The sequence below is a fragment of the Streptomyces sp. NPDC090032 genome (genome assembly GCF_044748025.1).
In the GTDB taxonomy this organism is placed as follows: domain Bacteria; phylum Actinomycetota; class Actinomycetes; order Streptomycetales; family Streptomycetaceae; genus Streptomyces.
The window spans coordinates 172,299-190,027 of record NZ_JBIVFF010000008.1 but is presented as its reverse complement, the minus strand read 5'-3'; the positions used below and the strand labels follow the sequence as shown (position 1 = coordinate 190,027).

11 protein-coding genes are annotated in these 17,729 nt (G+C 68.6%); 5 read left to right on the top strand and 6 right to left on the bottom strand.

Going from position 1 to position 17,729, the window contains the following annotated elements; genetic code table 11:
* The first annotated feature begins 42 nt into the window (after positions 1–42).
* Entirely contained in the window at positions 43–2,106 is a 2,064-nt protein-coding gene (locus ACIPWY_RS21735; RefSeq protein WP_401534461.1) for an alpha-galactosidase, read from the top strand.
* Between the two features lie 92 nt (positions 2,107–2,198).
* Here the strand turns inward: ACIPWY_RS21735 and ACIPWY_RS21730 are convergent, their stop codons facing one another.
* Positions 2,199–3,965 carry a right-handed parallel beta-helix repeat-containing protein gene (locus ACIPWY_RS21730; protein ID WP_401534459.1) on the bottom strand — a complete coding sequence of 589 codons (1,767 nt, stop codon included), beginning with the start codon at positions 3,963–3,965 and terminating at the stop codon, positions 2,199–2,201.
* A 370-nt stretch (positions 3,966–4,335) separates the two neighbouring features.
* Between ACIPWY_RS21730 and ACIPWY_RS21725 the strand changes: the two genes are divergently transcribed.
* Both ACIPWY_RS21725 and rph read left to right on the top strand, forming a co-directional pair.
* Positions 4,336–6,306, top strand: coding sequence for a hypothetical protein (locus ACIPWY_RS21725; protein ID WP_401534457.1), 1,971 nt, complete (start codon positions 4,336–4,338; stop codon positions 6,304–6,306).
* Positions 6,307–6,565: 259 nt separating this feature from the next.
* The gene (gene rph, locus ACIPWY_RS21720) at positions 6,566–9,235 is read left to right on the top strand and encodes a rifamycin-inactivating phosphotransferase (protein ID WP_401534652.1); all 2,670 of its coding nucleotides are present in this window, start codon (positions 6,566–6,568) and stop codon (positions 9,233–9,235) included.
* Between the two features lie 248 nt (positions 9,236–9,483).
* Here rph and ACIPWY_RS21715 read toward each other — a convergent pair whose 3' ends face one another.
* The 4 genes from ACIPWY_RS21715 to ACIPWY_RS21700 form a co-directional block, all read right to left on the bottom strand.
* A complete protein-coding gene (locus tag ACIPWY_RS21715; protein WP_362906661.1) occupies positions 9,484–10,236 on the bottom strand; it encodes a FadR/GntR family transcriptional regulator in 753 nt (250 codons plus the stop codon).
* Between the two features lie 10 nt (positions 10,237–10,246).
* Entirely contained in the window at positions 10,247–11,293 is a 1,047-nt protein-coding gene (gene denD / locus ACIPWY_RS21710; RefSeq protein WP_393702689.1) for a D-erythronate dehydrogenase, read from the bottom strand.
* Positions 11,290–12,093 (bottom strand): 2-oxo-tetronate isomerase, encoded by an 804-nt coding sequence (gene otnI, locus ACIPWY_RS21705; RefSeq protein WP_401534454.1) that lies wholly within the window; start codon positions 12,091–12,093, stop codon positions 11,290–11,292. The genes denD and otnI overlap by 4 nt, the downstream gene beginning before the upstream one ends.
* Positions 12,094–12,198: 105 nt before the next feature.
* Positions 12,199–13,506: an MFS transporter gene (locus ACIPWY_RS21700; protein ID WP_362906655.1), complete on the bottom strand. Its 1,308-nt coding sequence runs from the start codon at positions 13,504–13,506 to the stop codon at positions 12,199–12,201.
* A gap of 960 nt (positions 13,507–14,466) precedes the next feature.
* Between ACIPWY_RS21700 and ACIPWY_RS21695 the strand changes: the two genes are divergently transcribed.
* Both ACIPWY_RS21695 and ACIPWY_RS21690 read left to right on the top strand, forming a co-directional pair.
* The gene (locus ACIPWY_RS21695) at positions 14,467–15,762 is read left to right on the top strand and encodes a hypothetical protein (protein WP_401534452.1); all 1,296 of its coding nucleotides are present in this window, start codon (positions 14,467–14,469) and stop codon (positions 15,760–15,762) included.
* Between the two features lie 74 nt (positions 15,763–15,836).
* Positions 15,837–16,895, top strand: a complete 1,059-nt coding sequence (locus ACIPWY_RS21690) for a VWA domain-containing protein (RefSeq protein WP_401534450.1) — start codon at positions 15,837–15,839, stop codon at positions 16,893–16,895.
* A 47-nt stretch (positions 16,896–16,942) separates the two neighbouring features.
* Here the strand turns inward: ACIPWY_RS21690 and ACIPWY_RS21685 are convergent, their stop codons facing one another.
* Positions 16,943–17,650 (bottom strand): ThuA domain-containing protein, encoded by a 708-nt coding sequence (locus ACIPWY_RS21685; protein WP_401534448.1) that lies wholly within the window; start codon positions 17,648–17,650, stop codon positions 16,943–16,945.
* Positions 17,651–17,729: the final 79 nt, after the last annotated feature.

Sequence of the window (17,729 nt, the reverse complement as noted above, 5' to 3'; positions counted from 1 at the left end):
TCAATATTTAAATTCAGGGAGTTCGGATCTAGGCTCCAGCCCATGTCTCAGGTGTACTTCGACGAGCCCAGTCGCACGTTCCTGCTCACGACCCCCGCCTCCTCGTACGCACTGCGCATCGCCGCGGACGACAGCCCACGGCATGTGCACTGGGGAGCGCCCCTCACGCTCGACCAGGTCGCCGCGCTGCCCACGTACGACGGAGTGACCAGCAGCTTCGCCTCAACGGGCGGAGAGGAGCTGGGCGTTGAGGGGGGCGCCCGGTTCGGGGTGCCGTCACTGCTGGTGCGGTACGCGGACGGGACGCGCGGCATCGAGTGGTCCTACGAGGCCCACGAGATCGACGGCGGCCACCTCCACGTGCGGCTGCGTGACCGCCACTACCCACTCGGCTGCACACTGCACTACGCGGTGCACCCCGACAGCGACATCGTCGAACGCTCCCTGACGCTGCGGCACTTGGGCACGGACGAGACGACCGACGAACCCGTCGAGATCCTGCGCTGCGACGCCGCGAGCTGGTCCGTGCCGGCGGCGTCGGGTGTGCGGCTGAGTCACACGGTCGGCGAGTGGTCGGGCGAGACACAGCTGCGGCGCACCGAAGCCCCGTATGCCGAGACCGTGTTCACGAGCCGGCGGGGCGTATCGGGGCACTTCGGGAATCCCTGGCTGATGGTCGACGCGGGTGACGCGGACGAGGGCCAGGGCGAGGTGTGGAGCATGGTCCTCGCCTGGTCGGGGAGCTGGCGGATCACCGCTCAGCGCGATCACTCGGGCGGCCCGTTCACGGTGACCGGTGGCGCCGGGCACGACGGTCTGACCTGGCGGCTCAGGTCCGGCGAGGCCCATCGGACCCCCGTGTTCGCCGGGCAGTTCAGCCAAGGCGGCTTCGGTGCGACGAGCCGCGGCTGGCACCGGTACACCACCGCGCACGTCCTGCCGCTCCCCGACGAGCCACGGCCCGTGGTCTACAACAGCTGGGAGGCGACCGGCTGGGACGTCACCCTGGAGGGGCAGCGGGCCCTGGCGGCGCGCGCCGCCGAACTGGGCGTCGAGCTGTTCGTGGTGGACGACGGCTGGTTCGGGCAGCGCACCAGCGACCGGGCCGGGCTCGGCGACTGGCACCCGAATCCGGAGCGGTTCCCGCACGGGCTCGGCCCGCTGGTCGAGGAGATCCGAGGGCTCGGCATGCGCTTCGGCCTGTGGGTGGAGCCGGAGATGACCAACCCGGACAGCGATCTGTACCGCGAACACCCCGACTGGGTGCTGCACATGCCGCACCGCCGCCCCACCGAACTGCGCCACCAGCTCGTCCTCAACTTCGCGCGCACCGATGTCACCGAGTGGGCCTTCAAATGGCTCGACCGACTGGTCTCCACGTACACGATCGACTTCCTGAAGTGGGACATGAACCGGGCCCTCACGGAGGCGGGTTGGCCGGGGCACCCCGACGCCGAACGGCTGTGGACCGACCACACGCGGGGCGTCTACGCGGTGCTCGACCGGCTGCGCAGCGCCCATCCCGGCCTGCGGATCGAGGGCTGCGCGGGGGGCGGCGGCCGCGCGGACCTCGGAATGCTGGCCCGCACGGACCAGACCTGGATCTCCGACAACACGGACGCGGACGACCGCTTGGCCATCCAGCACGGCTACAGCCAGGTCTACCCGGCCCGCACCATGTCCGCCTGGGTCACCGACAGCCCCAACCCGCACACGGGCCGCACCACGCCGCTCCGCTACCGCTTCCACGTGGCGATGGCGGGCGCCCTGGGCATCGGCGGCGACCTCTCGCGCTGGACCAGCGCCGAACTCGCCGAGGCCCGCTCCCTGGTGGCGCTGTACAAGGAGATCCGCCCGGTGGTGCAGTTCGGCGAGCAGTACCGGCTCGACGACGCCGTGCAGTACCGGGCCGGCGATCGGGTCGTGGTCATCGCCTGGGGCCGGGACCGCGATCTGCGGCTGACCGGCCTGTCCCCGGCCGCGGTCTACGTGGACGAGTCCACCGGCGCCGAGCACGCCGCGGCGACCCTGCTCTCGCACGGCCTGCCTCTGCGGTTGCCGCGGACGGACCGGCCGAGCACGCTGATACGGCTGACCCGGCGATGACCCGCAGCGGGTCCGGGCCGGGAGCGGCCCTTCAGCCCCGGCCCGGCCCGACGCGGCCACTCCCGGCCGTCGACCAACTCGACACACCAGAATCAGTCGTCGACCTGCGGCCGGCTGTTGAGGCCCCCGTCGTAGCGGTTGTGTGCGATCCGGATGTCCGAACTTCCGTGGAAGACGAACAGCGGGGTGGTGTACGGCGGTTGATCTGCTCCGTCCAGTCGCCGGACGGTGTTTCCGGTGAAGGAGAAGCCGCCGACGCTCTTGGCGTCGACGACGGTGACGTCACCGATGTCGAACGAGTTGTGCTCGACCGAGATGTTGTGGTGCACCGGGTTCGCGGGGTCCACGACCTGGTTGGTCGGCTCCACGAAGATGACCGGACCACTGGGCCGCGTGAACGAGTTCCCCCGGATCGTGAGGTCGGCGACCGGCCCGGACTCGTACCACTGGTAGGCGTCGGCGGAGACGTAGATGCTGGCCATGGACATCCCGTCGAAGCGGTTGCCGGTGATCAGGACGGGCTTGCGGGTGGTGACCAGCACGCCGCGGGTCGGGACGTTGCGGAACACGTTGCCGGAGATGACGACCGACGGGGTGGCGGTGATGTTCTCGACGACCGTGTCGCCGGCCTCGACCCCGGCGGGAACCGGCCGGTCGAAGGTGACGGTCATCGTGGTGAGCGGCTTCTCGTGGTCCATCCCGCTCGGCCCGTCGACCGCGGTGACCTTCGCGTGCGGGTCTGCCGGCGGCGTCATCGTGCGCTTGGTGGCGAACTCGACCTCGTCACCCGGGGCGAACTGAGGGAATCCGGCGGTCTGCGGGTGCTTGTAGGCGAGGGTGAGGGTGTTCGGCCCGGGTTTCCCCACGACTTCGAGGTACGTGCCGTGGATGTTGATCGGGTCGTCGTGCGGGCCGTCGAAGAGGCTCCGAGTGATCGAGACCTTCCCCTTGACGCCGGACATCTGCACGAAGTCCGCGAAGGAGGCCGTCGAGCGGCCGGACTTCGGATCGGGCGCGAAGTTCACCTTGTCGATGGAGATGTTCTCGCTGAACTGCCCCACCACGCCGAAGGATTGGAGGTAGTAGGCGTTCATCGAGCGCATCGTGACGTTCTTCGACTGCCAGATGAAGGCGCCCGGCTCCGTCCGCTCGATGAGGCGCATCTGGTAGACGAGCCCGGAGTCCACCGGCCGTGCCGAAGTGCTGTAGTCGATCCGGATCCGGCGGCCGCCGAGGTCGGTGACGGAGGAGACGTCGCTGAACAGCGGGTTGTCCCCACGCCAGGTCCGTTCGGCCTTGGGGTCGTGGATCTGTGTGTACTGGAGTCCGTCGACGCCCGACCAGTACGGCTGCCCGGTGGCCGGACTCTTCTCGCCGAGCCAGGTGATGTGCGTGCCGTTCACCTGGTACGGACTGCCGGCCGGGATCGACAGGACACGGTAGGCGTGTCCGTCGGTGACACCGGTGTCGGTGACGGTCGCGTCGATGACCTCGGGGGCCGCGTAGTCGAAGGAGAAGTTCTGGAAGGTCACGTCGGTCGAACGGATCGACGCGAACGCCGTCTGCAGGCCGTGGTAGACGAGCTTGGCCCCACCGCCGTCGACCGTTACGTCGTGCATGTCCTCGACGAGCAGCCCGATCTTCTTGTCCCGGTAACGCTGGTCGGCGCCGACGGTGTTGGACACGTACAGCTCACGCTTCTCGGCCCGCTCGGGGTACAGCTGGTAGGTGCCCCGCGAGAAAGCGATCCTGACCGGACCGTCGATGCTCTTGGCGTGCCGCAGCGCCGCCGTGACGGCGGGCGTCGAGTCCGTCCGTCCCGTGGGGTCGGCTCCGTAGTCGTCCACGTCGACCACCACGGGTCTGGCTCCGGGCGCTGCGGCGACAGGGCCGGCGGCACCTCCGAGCAACGCGAGCGCCAAGCCGAGAAACACGAACCGAAACTTTGGCATAGCCCCTCCGGATCATTCATGAGCTCGAAACACCCGATGAATTATGGGAGTTGCCGCCGGTTTCCCGGTCGGATCTCCGAGCAGAGTGTCTATAGAACCGATGTCTAGGTCAATGGTCTGGACGCGCGGCCGCAACTCAGGCCGACGGTCGGCATCCGACGGCCGAGGCCCTCGCCTCACGCGCATGACCACTGAACCGATCCTTCGGCCCCTGTCAGCTTGCCGCCACCACTCGGCCGCCCGCCCACTCGCCGCGACCGAAGACCCGGGAGACCCGATGAAGCCCTCAAGGCTCATGCTGCTCACCGCTGTTGCTCTGCTCGCGCCGATGGCCCCCGCACTGTCGGCGGCGGCGGACGCGGGTACTGCCGCCGCAGCCCGTCCTCAACTCGCCATCCAGGACCCGGGGTTCGAGAACGGCGGCACGGGCTGGACGTTCGGCCCGGGCACCGGGTCCGGCACCGGCAACTCCCACGGCGGCGCCCGCTTCCTCTACCTCGACGCCGGAGCGGGCAAGAGCGCCGAGCAGACCATCGTCGCGCCCCGAGACGGCAGTTACGACTTCTCCGCGTGGATCGGAAGCGCCGGCACCGGCGGCACGTACACGGTCCGGCGCAACGGCGAGACCGTGCAGACGATCACCCTGCCCGAACGCCGCGCGTACGCCCGGTACACCATCAGCCGCGTCGAGCTGAAAACCGGCGACCGGCTGCAGATCGCCTTCGGCTCCGGCAGCGCCTGGGTCAACGCCGACGACCTGATGATCTCGCCCGCAGCACCCGCCGACCCCGAAGTCACCTCGTCCGACCCCGAGGCCGCCGAGATGTTCGACTGGGCCAAGAGGAAGGCCAACAGCTGGGTGCAGCTGCCCGGCACGACGGGCCCGGTCAACGTCGACGAGAACCAGACCGGCGGCACCGGCACCGCGTCGTACGCGCCCACCTACTGGGCCGGATACGCCAACCGCAGCGCCTACTACTCCCGCGACATGACCCACCAGCTCGCCGGCGCCCACATCCTCGGCCTCGACGCCGAGAACGAGACGATGCTCCGTTCGTACGCGCAGTCGGCCACCGCCGAGCACAGGTACTTCCCGGTGTGGTCCCTCAACTTCGACGCCAGGACATACCTGAGCATCGACTACAAGAGCCCGGACAATTTCGTGCGCGAGGTACCGGCCGTCTTCGAACTCGTCGAGAAGGCGGCCCAGGCCTACCTCTGGACCGGCGACCGGAGATACGTGGACGACCCGGCGCTGTGGGACTTCTACCGGCACGCCACCGAGGAGTTCATCGACCTGCACGACTCCGCCAGGCCCAACGGCAAGGTCAAGGTCGCCGAGGGTACGGGCAACGGCATCTTCGAAGGCGCCGCCAGCTACAACGAGCAGGACGGCGACGGCCTCGCCGAGGCCGGGGACGGCATCGCCTCGCAGTACCAGGCGTATCTCGCGATGGCCACGCTCGCCCGCGGCAAGGGCGACACCGCGCTTGCCAGGACCTTCGACCGGCGTGCCGCCGACCTGAAGACGTACTTCAACGACGACTGGAGCGGTGGTGGAAGCGGCGCCGGCATGGTCCGCGCGTACACCCTGTCCGGCGCCCCGGTCACCGGCTGGGGCAAGGAGAACAGTGTGTTCATGCCGATGAAGCAGATCATCGATCCCGGCCCGCGCAACGACGCCTATCTCGACTACATCGAGGCGCAGGAGCTGGGCCCGGACGGATCGCCCAACATCGAGTCGACGACGTACCTGCCCGACATGTTCTTCAGGAACAACCGCAACGACACGGCGTGGACGTGGATGAAGAAGATCTACGGCGAGCGGGAGCTCCAGCACGTCAACTCCAGCCAGGGGCCCAACGGCGACTACCCCGAGGTGTCGTTCACCCTGGTCAGCCAGACCGTTCAGGGCCTGATGGGCATCACACCTGACGCCCCGAACCACAAGGTGACCACCCAGTCACGGCTGCCGTCCGGCATGAAGTGGCTCCAGGCGGCGGACGTACCCGTCGGCACGGGAAGGATCACCGTGCGGCACGACGGTGCGACGAAGACCACGCTGACGAACAACTCCCGCAAGGGCGCCTACCGTTGGGAGGCCCGCTTCCCCGGAGTCCACAAGAGGATCACGGTCAACGGCGTCCCGCAGCGGGTGCGCAGCAAGTCCGTCGACGGCGTGACATACACGTACGTGACGCCGACGGTGCGGGCGGGCACGACGGCGGTGGTGCAGGTGACCGACTGAGGTGAACCGCCGCGCGCTCGGACCCCAGGACAAACCGGCCCCAAGACAAACCGGCCCAAGACAAAAGGCAAGGAGAATCCTCTCCCTGCCACTCTCAACGTATAGCCCACCGGGGGGCTTGCCGCAAGGGCCGGGTCGTGGCGCAGAATCGTCGGCCCAGGCCGCAACCTGCGGAAACAGGGACACGGCGTGGCGTGTGTCGTCGACGTACAGGGCACGTGGTGAGGTCGGACCAGTGGGCTGCCCCGGAGGTATCGCAGTGAGTGAGCAGTACGTGTTGGATCTTCAAGAGGTCGACGAGACGCAGGTCGCGGTCGTCGGCGGGAAGGGTGCGCACCTGGGCGGGCTCTCGCGGATCGAAGGCATCCGCGTACCCGGTGGCTTCTGCGTGACGACGGACGCCTTCCGGCAGGTCATCGGGCAAGCGCCGTCGATCGGCGATCTGCTGGATCAGCTGTCGGGCCTGAACCACTCCGGCAGCGAGGGGGACGACCGGGAGGCGATCCGCACGCTGAGCGCGAGGATTCGCCGGGCCATCGAAGAGATTGCCATCCCGGACGATCTCGCGGCGGCGATCACCGGCGCGCTCGGCCGGCGAGGTGAGCCCGACGAGCGGGCCGCCTACGCCGTCCGGTCCAGCGCGACGGCGGAGGACCTGCCGACGGCCTCCTTCGCCGGCCAGCAGGACACGTACCTGAACGTCGTGGGGCCGGCGGCGGTCCTCCAGCACATCAGCCGGTGCTGGGCCTCGCTGTTCACCGAGCGGGCCGTGACCTACCGCCGGCGGAACGGCATCGACCACCGCACGGTCCACATGGCCGTGGTCGTGCAGCAGATGGTCTTTCCGCATGCGTCCGGCATCCTGTTCACGGCCGACCCCGTCACGGGCAACCGGAAGGTCGCCACCGTGGACGCCGGCTTCGGCCTCGGCGAGGCCCTGGTCTCCGGTCTGGTGAACCCGGACGTCTTCAAGGTGCGCGACGGCGAAATCGTCGACAAGGCGATCGCCGCCAAACAGCGTGCCGTTCACGCGCTGCCGGACGGCGGTACGCAGGAAGTGGCGGTCGACTCGCAGCGGCAGGAACAGCCGGCGCTGACGGATGAGCAGGCCGTACGGCTCGTACAGCTCGGGCGGCGGATCGAAGCGCACTTCGGCCGCCCGCAGGACATCGAATGGTGCCTCGTCGACGACGGCTTCCAGATCGTCCAGAGCCGGCCGATCACGACGCTGTTCCCCATCCCAGAGAGCGACGACCAGGAGAATCACGTCTACGTCTCCGTCGGTCATCAGCAGATGATGACCGACCCCATGAAGCCCCTGGGATTCTCCATGTGGCAGCTGACGGCCATGGTGGCGATGCACGAGGCCGGCGGGAGGCTGTTCGTCGACGTCACCCGGCGCTTGGCCTCACCCGCGAGCCGCGCCGCCCTACTGGACGTCTTCGGGAAGGGCGATCCGCTGGTCAGGGATGCCATGGAGACCGTTCTCGCCCACGACGGCTTCGTCCCGTCGCTCCCGGACGCGGGTCCCGGTGGAGCGGCTCCGGCCGGAAGTGCGCCCGCCCCGATCGAGAGCGATCCGGCCATCGTCACCGAGCTGATCGAGCGCAGCGAGGCATCCATCGCCGCCCTGGAGCGCGATATCCGGACGAAGACCGGACCGGCGCTGTTCGACTTCCTCATCGAGGCCTTCGAGGAGCACAAGCGGGTCCTCAGCAATCCGCTGAGCTTTCAGGCGATCATGGCGGGGATGGAGGCCACGTGGTGGCTCAACGACAAACTGCAGGAGTGGCTGGGCGAGAAGAACGCGGCTGACACGCTGACGCTGTCCGCCCCCGACAACATCACGTCGGAGATGGGCCTCGCGCTGCTCGACGTCGCGGACGTGATCCGCCCGCAGCCGGAGGTGGTGGCGTACCTGCAGGGCGTCGCGTCCGGCGAGAACGCCGTCAGCGCCGGGAACACCGGAAACGTCGAGGGCACAGCCTTCCTGGACGAGCTGGCGAAGCTTCCGGGCGGGACCGAAGCGCGCGACGCCATCGACGCCTACCTCGAGCGGTACGGCATGCGCTGCGTCGGCGAGATCGACATCACGAGGCCGCGTTGGAGCGAACGCCCCACCACCCTGGTGCCCGTGATCCTCGACAACGTCAGGAACTTCGAGGCGGGCGCCGCCGGACGGCGCTTCGAGCAAGGGCGGCAGAAGGCGCAGAAGAAGGAACAGGACGTGCTGTCACGCCTGCGGGCCCTGCCGGACGGGGACCGGAAAGCCGACGAGACCAAGAGGATGATCGACCGGGTCAGAACCTTCATCGGGTACCGGGAGTACCCGAAGTACGGCATCATCAGCCGCTACTTCCTGTACAAGCAGGCCCTGTTGGAGGAGGCGGAGCGCCTCGTGCAGGCAGGTGTGCTCGCTGAGAAGGAGGACATCTTCTTCCTCACGTTCCAGGAATTCCACGATGCCGTGCGCTCGTACCAGGTGGATGACGAGCTGATCCGGCAGCGCGAGGCCGCGTTCCGCTCGTACCAAGCGCTCACGCCGCCCCGGGTGCTCACATCGGACGGTGAGGCCGTGACCGGGTCGTACCGGCGCGACGACGTGCCGGCCGGCGCCCTGATCGGCGTACCGGTCTCCGCCGGGACTGTCGAGGGAAGGGCCCGCGTCGTCCTGGACATGGCGGATGCCGATCTCGAAGCGGGCGACATCCTGGTCACGCCCTTCACGGACCCCAGCTGGTCGCCGCTGTTCGTAGGAATCGCGGGCCTGGTGACGGAGGTGGGCGGACTGATGACCCATGGCGCAGTGATCGCCAGGGAGTACGGTCTGCCGGCCGTCGTGGGTGTGGAGCAGGCGACCCGGCTGATCCGGGACGGACAGCGGATCCGCGTGCACGGAACGGACGGGTACATCGAGATCCTGCCTTGACATGCTGGATACGGCGGAGTCCCGGGTCCGCGGGAGGTCAAAGCAGTGCCTCAGGACGGGTCGGCAGGTCCGTCAGGCGTTTGCCCGTCGCGTTGAACACCGCGTTGCCGATGGCGGGCGCCACCCCGACGATGGTGATCTCACCTACTTCGGCTTGCGCTGCGAGTCCTGGCCGAACGGAAGAAGCGGCCCGTCGGCATCGAGGAACAGCGGCGGGCGTTCCGCCTGGGCGAGCAAGGTCAGGACGGTCAGGGTGTGGTGCCGAGCTCGACCGCCAGGTCTTCCGTCTCGGTCCAGAAGCTGTCGTCCGCGTCCTGGAGGCGCGCCGCGGCGTGCTTCATATGGGTGCGGGCCGCGGCGTGGGCCGCTTCGGGGTCGCCGGACTCGACAGCGGCCAGGATGGCGTGGTGTTCCAGCCGGACCGCTTCGATGAAGTCGCCGCGGCGTGCCTCGTTGGCACGGGTGACGCGGATGCCACTGCGCGCCACCTCGCCGAGGTACCGCACCGTCGATACGAGCACGGCGTTCCCCGTCGACTCGGCGATCGACCCGTGGAAGGCGAGGTCCTCGTCCACGCCGTCGCCCCCGGACGCGACCGCCGCGTCGATCGCGTCCAGGGCCTGACGCATCCGGTCGAGGGCGGCGGGTGTGGCGCGGACGGCCGCGAGGGAGGCCGCCTCGCCCTCGAGGGCGGAGCGGGCCTCCACGATCTGCAGCACCTTCGACTTGGTGTCGGCCGACTCGGCCTCGAGGTCGAGGGGGCGGGTGCGCCGGGGCAGGACGAACACGCCGATTCCCTGGCGCGATTCGACCAGGCCCGCGGTGCGGAGCCGCGAGACGGCCTCGCGTACGACCGTGCGGCTGACACCCAGCTGCTTGACCAGCTCCACCTCGGTCGGGAGCTTGTCGCCCTCGGCCAGGCGCCCGGACTCGATCTCTGCCGCGAGTATCGCGGCGACCCGGTCCGTGAGCCGAACGGGACCGCTCACCTTGGAGAACATGTTCCTCAGTCTATTGGCCGGAGCCCGGGCGCCCGGCTGCGGCCGGTACCCCGGCCGCGACCGCGTCGGGGTGGGCGGCGACGTAGTCCCGTACGACCGACTCGAAGCTCGGGTCGGGCCCGAGGCCGAGTGCGGTGGCGCGCGTGTTGTCGAAGGCGGCGGGCCAGGAGCCGACGATGGCCTCGATGCCGGGATCAGGGGCGATCGTGACCAGGTCGGCGACGGTGTCGCCGGCCACCCGTCGCAGGGTCGCCAGCATGTCGGCGACCGAGACCGTGAGCGCGGGAAGGTTGACCGGGATCGCGCCGTCGAGCATGCCCGGCCCCGCGCCGCGGTCGAGCTCGGCGATACGCAGGATCCCCTCGACCGTGCGTCGCGGCGAGGCCACGGCCACCCGCAGGGCGGGATCGACCGGGCAGACGGCCGGCAGGCCCGCGAGGGGCTCGCGGATGATGCCGGACAGGAATCCGGACGCGGCAGCGTTCGGCTTGCCCGGACGGACCGACACGGTCATCAGACGGGCCACACGTCCGTCGAGGAACCCGTGGCGCGTGTAGTCGGCGACCAGCTGTTCGCAGACGAACTTCTGGGTTCCGTAACTCGACTTCGGGGTGGGCAGGGTCGCCTCGCTGACCACCGGGGGCAGCGGCAGCGCCGGGTCGGAGCCGTAGACGGCGACGCTGCTGGAGAACACCACCCGCGGTAGGGGGCCGCCGGCGGCCGTCTGGGCGCGGGCGGCTTCGAGCAGCGCGCGGGTCGTGTCCAGGTTGGCGCTCATGCCGAGGTCGAAGTCGGTCTCGCACTCGGCCGACACGGCCGAGGCGAGGTGGATCACCACGTCCACCGGCTCCGCGAACAGGGCGTCGAGACGCTCCGTCAGGTCGCCCCGCACGATCTCCACGAGCGGGTCGTCCGCCACCGCGGAACCGTCCGGCACGAACCGGTCGGCGAGCACCAGCCGGTCGATCGGTGCCCCACGGAACGTCCGCGTCTCCAGCAGTCCTTCGGCGACCTGCCGTCCCAGGAAGCCGAAGCCACCCGTGATGACGATCCTCATGCCTGTACTCCTCGGTAGTCGTTCAGCCAGCCGAGACCTTCGCTCGTGCCGGCGCGGGGGTGGTATTCGCAGCCGATCCACCCGTCGAAGCTCAACTCATCGATGACATCGAAGAGATGACGGATATTCAGCTCACCCCCATCGGGTTCGTGTCGGTCCGGTACGCCCGCGATCTGCAGATGACCGACCCTGCCGGTCGGTACGTCGCGGTGCAGGGTGGTGGTGAGGTCGCCCTCCACGATCTGGCAGTGGTAGAGGTCGAGTTGGACCTTGAGATTGGGGGCACCCACCTCCTGGACCACGGCGTGGGCCTCGGCCTGGCGGGTCAGGAAGTAGCCGGGCATGTCGCGGCGGTTGATGGGTTCGACCAGGATGTCGACGCCCGCCGCGGCGGCCCGCCCTGCGGCCCACGTGAGGTTGGCGAGGTAGGTGTCGCGGTGCCGGTCCGCTTCCGCGGGCGTAGTGTCCGGCCCCACGAGCCCGGCCATCGTGTGCACCTGCGCGCACTCCAGGGCCGCCGCGTACTCCAGCGCCCGGTCGATCCCGGAGCGCGTCTCCGCCTCGCGTCCGGTCAGCGCGGCGAGCCCGCGCTCACCGGAGTCCCAGTCGCCGGGAGGCGCGTTGAACAGCACCTGCCGAAGACCGTGATCGTCGAGCCGGCGGCGCAGCTCGGCGGCGTCGTACGCGTAGGGGAAGAGGTATTCGACGGCTTCGAAGCCGTCCGCCGAGGCCGCGGCGAAGCGGTCGAGGAAGGGGTGTTCCGTGTACATCATGGACAGGTTCGCTGCGAACCTCGGCATGGTGACTCCTGAGTGTCCGGTGTCTTCCGGTGGTGTGTCCACCTTGTCCGGTCGATCCGGCTGATCTGGGTGATGCGGTCGGCCCGGCCGGTTCGGTTGATCCGGTCAGCGGTTGACGACGTCCTTCTTGGTGGCGAGTACCGCGGCCGCGCCGACGACGAGGCTGAGCGCCAGGACGTACATCGGGATCGATGTCGAGCCGGTGGCGTCCTTGAGCGCGCCGATCATGTACGGGCTGACGAAGCCGGCGAGGTTGCCCACGGAGTTGATCACGGCGAGGCCGGCCGCGGCGGCGGCGCCGCCCAGGAAAGCGGTCGGGAGCGACCAGAACAGCGGCGCGCAGGTCAGCACGCCGGCCGCGGCGAACGACAGCGCGATCAGGGACAGTACGGTCGAGCCGGACCAGGAGGCGGCCAGCGAGAACCCGACGGCGCCCATGAGGCTCGGGACGACCAGGTGCCAGCGGCGCTCGCGGCGCTTGTCCGCCGAGCGGCCGAACAGGTTCATCGCGACGAGCGCGGCGAGGAACGGAACGGCACTGAGGACGCCGATCGCGAGGTTGCCCTTGATGCCGGTGGACTCGACGAACGTGGGCAGCCAGAACGTCAGCGCGTACTGGCCCATGATGAAGCAGAAGTAGATGAGGCTCATCAGCCACACCTTGGGCTCGCGGAAGGCGTCCCAGACCTTGCCGTGCACGGTCTGGTGCTTGGTGTCCTCGGCGAGCGCCCGCTCGATGACGGTCTTCTCCTCGTCGGAGAGCCACTTCGCGTCCCGCACACCGTTGTCGAGGTAGAACAGCGTGGCCACGCCGACCATGAGCGCGGGGACGGCTTCCAGCAGGAACATCCACTGCCAGCCCTGCCAACCGCTCACGCCGTGGAAGGTGTCCAGGATCCAGCCGGAGAGCGGGTTGCCGAAGATGCCGGCCACGGGGATGGCGGACATGAACATCGCGATGACGCGGGCGCGGCGGTGTGACGGGAACCAGTAGGTGCAGTAGAGGATCACCCCGGGGTAGAACCCGGCCTCGGCGGCGCCCAGGAGGAACCTCAGGACATAGAACGTCGATTCGTTCGTGACGAACACGAACGCCGCCGACACCACACCCCAGCTGATCATGATGCGGGCGATCCAGGTGCGGGCGCCGACGCGCTGGAGCATCAGGTTCGAGGGGACCTCGAAGAGGAAGTAGCCGATGAAGAACAGGCCGGCACCGAGACCGTAGGCCGCCTCGCTGAAGCCGAGGTCGTCGGACATCTGCAGCTTCGCGAAGCCGACGTTGACGCGGTCCAGGTAGGAGACGACGTAGCAGAGGATGAGGAAGGGGACGATGCGCTTGGTGACCTTGCGGAACACGGCGTTCTCGTGGGCGAGTTCGGGGGCGTCGGTTGTGACTCTGGGCAGGGACATGGTGAATCCTTCGAGCGGCTCAGCGGGGATTCTCTGACGGGGACGCGGGTTCTGTTACGCGTGTGAGGGCTGTTCGACGATGGGGGAGGGCTGGACCGCGCGCATGCCGAAGCCCGCGCGAAGGGCAGACCTGTTCTGGCCATTCATGCGCAACGTCCTTGTCTCGCAGTGCTGTCGGGGCGCGACCCGGCTCCTGGTCTCGCCCGCTCCCCTTCGGTGATCGGGTCATATGATGACCTGCGGACGTGAGTTGGCGCGCTGTGATGTCAGTCACATGATCGCGCTGTTATCCACCTGCCGCGTGATCCAGCTGCCGAATGATCCACCGGTGTTGGGTCCACCGGCCACCTGATCCACCGGGCCGTCGCCGTGCCGTTGTCCGGCGGACGGGTCCCAATTGTCGCCCGTCACACCCGTATCAAGCCCAGCGTTCCGGCCAACTCGCATCGCCGCACGGGCCCGTACCCGCTGCGCTCGTGCGTTCGGTGCCCGGCGAAACCTGGGCAGACGGACGTCTGGAATCAAGGGCGTTCGATTCTCGGGGCGCGTCGCTATGCCGTGCACTGCAGAGCCACCCAGGTGCGGAACCAACCCGATGGAGGGATGCAGGTTGACTGTTACCGGCCGCGCGATCTACCGGCGCCCCGAACTCCTCATTCTGGACGAGTCCGAGCTTGCCGGACAGGGCTGTCCTGACGTGCGCACGTCGGGCACACTGCGGGGATGTTTTCCTGGCGGAGCTACGCACTGGCCGCGGTCCTGGTCACGGTCACCGCGCTGACGGGAGCCTGGCGGGCCCCGGCCGCCACGGCTCCACGTGACATCAGCAGGCCGGTCTTCTATCTGAGCCTGCACCCCGATACCGCCCCGCCCAGCAGCAATGAGCTGGTCCTTGAGGTCGATTACGACGGGCCCCGGCGCACGGGCCGGATCACCGTCGACGCCCGCGGTATCGAGGGCGTGGCGCATTTCAGCGAGGCGGCTGACGGCTGCGGCCCGCGCAAGGGCGTCTTCAGCTGCGACATGTCGCTGATTCCCAAAGAGGCGGGCTGGTCGCAGAAGCAGCTGGTCATGCGTCCGGCCGCGGGAGCCAGGCCCGGGGACTCCGGCGTGCTGCGGTACACCGTGACCGCTGAAGGTGTGTCTCCCGTCCGGGGCAGCATCGTCGTGATCGCCGGACGGCCGGAACTACGTGTCAACGAGGGTGAGGACGTGTCAGGGCTCGGCCCACGGGACTCGTTCGACGTACCGATCCTCATCCGCAACACCGGTGATGTCCCGGCGCGCGGCCTGGCGTTGGGCCTCAATGGCGGCGGGGACCTGTACCCGGCCACGAGCCACCGCAACTGTGCACGGCTGACCGAAGACGGCGTAACCCGGTGCCTGTTCCCCGACGCCGTCATCGCGCCGGGCGAGACGTGGCGTGTGACTCCTGTTCCGAGGTTCAAGGCGAGCGAGCATGCCGTGGACCCCCGCCTGAGCTATGCGGCATCGGCGTACGACGCCGACCTGAAACCAGGCGACCTCGGACGTGATCCGCAGCGCGGCGACGGTCCGGCGCTGCGCCTCGAACGGGAGCCCGGCGACGGCGGTCGGCTCTTCACCGCCGATTCCGGCCCGGCCACCATTGATGTCCCGGTGACCAACAGCGCGGACTTCGAGGCGCGCGGCGATTCGCTGACCGGGAAGGTCGGAGCTGAGCGCAAGGTCAGCATCGGCTATGTCAACAACGGCCCCGGCGATCCGAATGTGGCCAAGGTGCGGGCGGTGTTCACGGTGCCGCCCGGGGCGAAGGTGGTGCACGCCCCTTACGATCCTGAGCTCGAGGAGGAGGAGTGGGAACAGCACTGTCTGACCGACGATGGCGGCCGTACCTATGTGTGTGACGGGAACACGAAGGTCGGTCGGGAGAACCTCTTCGAGTTCACGCTGCGGATCGTCAAGAAGGACAGCCGGCCGGGGTCGGTGGCCGTCACGGCCGAAGTCGTCCGAGACAGGGGCAACACGAGGCTGCCGGATCAGCGGCCGGGCAACGACAAGGCCGCGGTGCGGCTGACGGCGTCCGGCCCCGCCCCGGCGGCGGACACCGACAGCGGTGGGTTGGTGGTGTGGACGGCCTCGGCCGGGGCGGCGGCTGTGCTGGGTGCGGGGGGTGTGCTGGTCGTGCGGCGGATGCGCAGGGAGCCGTCGGCGGACCCGGGGTCGCGTCACATCTCGAACGCATCGAGCGTTCCGGCTGACGAGGCAGGTGATTGAGCGTCAAGGCCGTTGTCAGTGCCTCCTCATAGAGTGAAGTCATCACTCGGGGAGCCTCGGAGGGGAGCACAAACGTGTCCGCAAACAAGATCCAGCACAAGGTGAATCACGTCGCGCTGGTAGTGGACTGTTCGGGTTCGATGCGTCCGCACCAGAGTCAACTCATCCGCGTTGTCGACGAGTTCGTTGCGGGTTTGAAGGCCGAGTCGGACAGCCTCGGCCATGAGACACGGATCAGTCTCTACTCCTTCGATCACAGGGTGGAGAATTTGGTCTGGGACATGGACGTGAAGCATTTGCCGTCCATGCGGGGGCTGTACCAGGTCAACGGTGGCGCTACGGCCCTCATCGAGGCTTCTCTGAAGTCCCTGGACGACCTCGGCCATATCTGGGAGGAATACGGGGAGCACAGCTTCCTCCAGATCGTCGTGACGGACGGCGAGGAGAACGCCTCCGGCGGCGACCGGCGGCACGACGGTGACATGGCCGTCCTCGGTCCCTGGCTCGACAAGATCACGGCGAAGATGGGCGGCCTTCCGGGACACTGGACTTCCGCGATCCTCGTCCCGAACTCCCTGGCCAAGCGCACCGCCCAGAACTACGGCTTCCCGGCCGGGAACATCGCCATCTGGGATGCCGATTCCCAGAAGGGCGTGGAAGAGGCGATCGGCACCGTGCGCGCTGCCGCGACCAGCTTCCTCCGCGGGCGGGAGCAGGGGGTGCGCGGCACGAAGAACCTGTTCGCCGTCGGTCAGGACATATCGGTTGACGAGGTGCGGGCGAACCTCGAACCGATTGCGGCTGACAAATACCGCCTCCTGAAAGTCGACAAGGAAGTCGAGATTCGCCCCTTCGTGAACTCGCATCCGGGCGTGGAGTACGAACGCGGCTCTTGTTACTACCAGTTGGGTGTAAGGGCCCAGGTTCAGCAGAACAAGGAAGTCATCGTGGTCGAGAAGGACACCGACCGCGCCTACACCGGCGACGCGGCACGCAGCCTTTTGTTCGGTACGGATGTTCAGGGGACCGTCTCCGTGAAGGCGGGGAACAACCCCAAGTTGGAGGTGTACGTGCAAAGCCGTTCGGTGAACAGGAAGCTCAAGCCGAAGACACGTCTGCTCATCATGCTCTGACACCAATGGGCGAATAGCTGGCTGGTCCGGAAACAGCCCGCTCCCATTCAGCCAGCTGCGCCCGCCGTGCTCTCAGCGCTCTCCGCTCCCGCCGCCCAGCGCAGGCCGCCCAGGAGATGGCGGCGGAAGGCGGGGGCGGTGTAGGCGTCGGTCGCGTGGCCCAGCGCGGTATAGAAGGAGCGGCCGGCGCCGGACTCCTTGCACCAGATCAGGGGGTGATCGGAGCCCATGCCGCCGCCCTCGTAGCCGGACTCGTCGACGGTGGCAAGGACGCGCACGCCGGGCCGGCGCGGGGTGCTGCGGAAGTCGTACCACTCGTCGTTCCAGTCCCACCGCGGTGGCAGGTGGGCCATCGCCGGATGGCTCGGGTCCTCGACCAGCACGGTGCCGGGCTGGAAGGCGGGGTGGCCGGCGAAGCGCGCGCCGAGCAGCTCGCCGTAGTACGGCCATTGGTACTCGGTGCACGCGGCGGAGTGAACGCCCATGAAGCCGCCGCCGTCCGAGATCCAGCGTCGCAGCGCGGCCTGTCCGTCCTGGGTGAGCACCTCGCCGCTGGTGGACAGGAAGACCACGGCACTGCGCCCTGCGAGGGAGGCATCCGTGAAGACCGCGGGGTCCTCGGAGGACTCCACCGTGAAGCCGTGCGTCTCGCCGAGCTCGCGCAGAGCGGCCTTCCCGGCATGGATGGAGTCGTGGCGGTAGCCCGTGGTGCGGGTGTAGACGAGAACGTCCGACAGGTGGCCGGAGGTTGGCATGTGGCACTCCGAGTTGTGACAGGGAGGGATGAAATCAGGCGGACGTCGTCAGGGCCGCGCGGGTCACGCGATGGGGTGA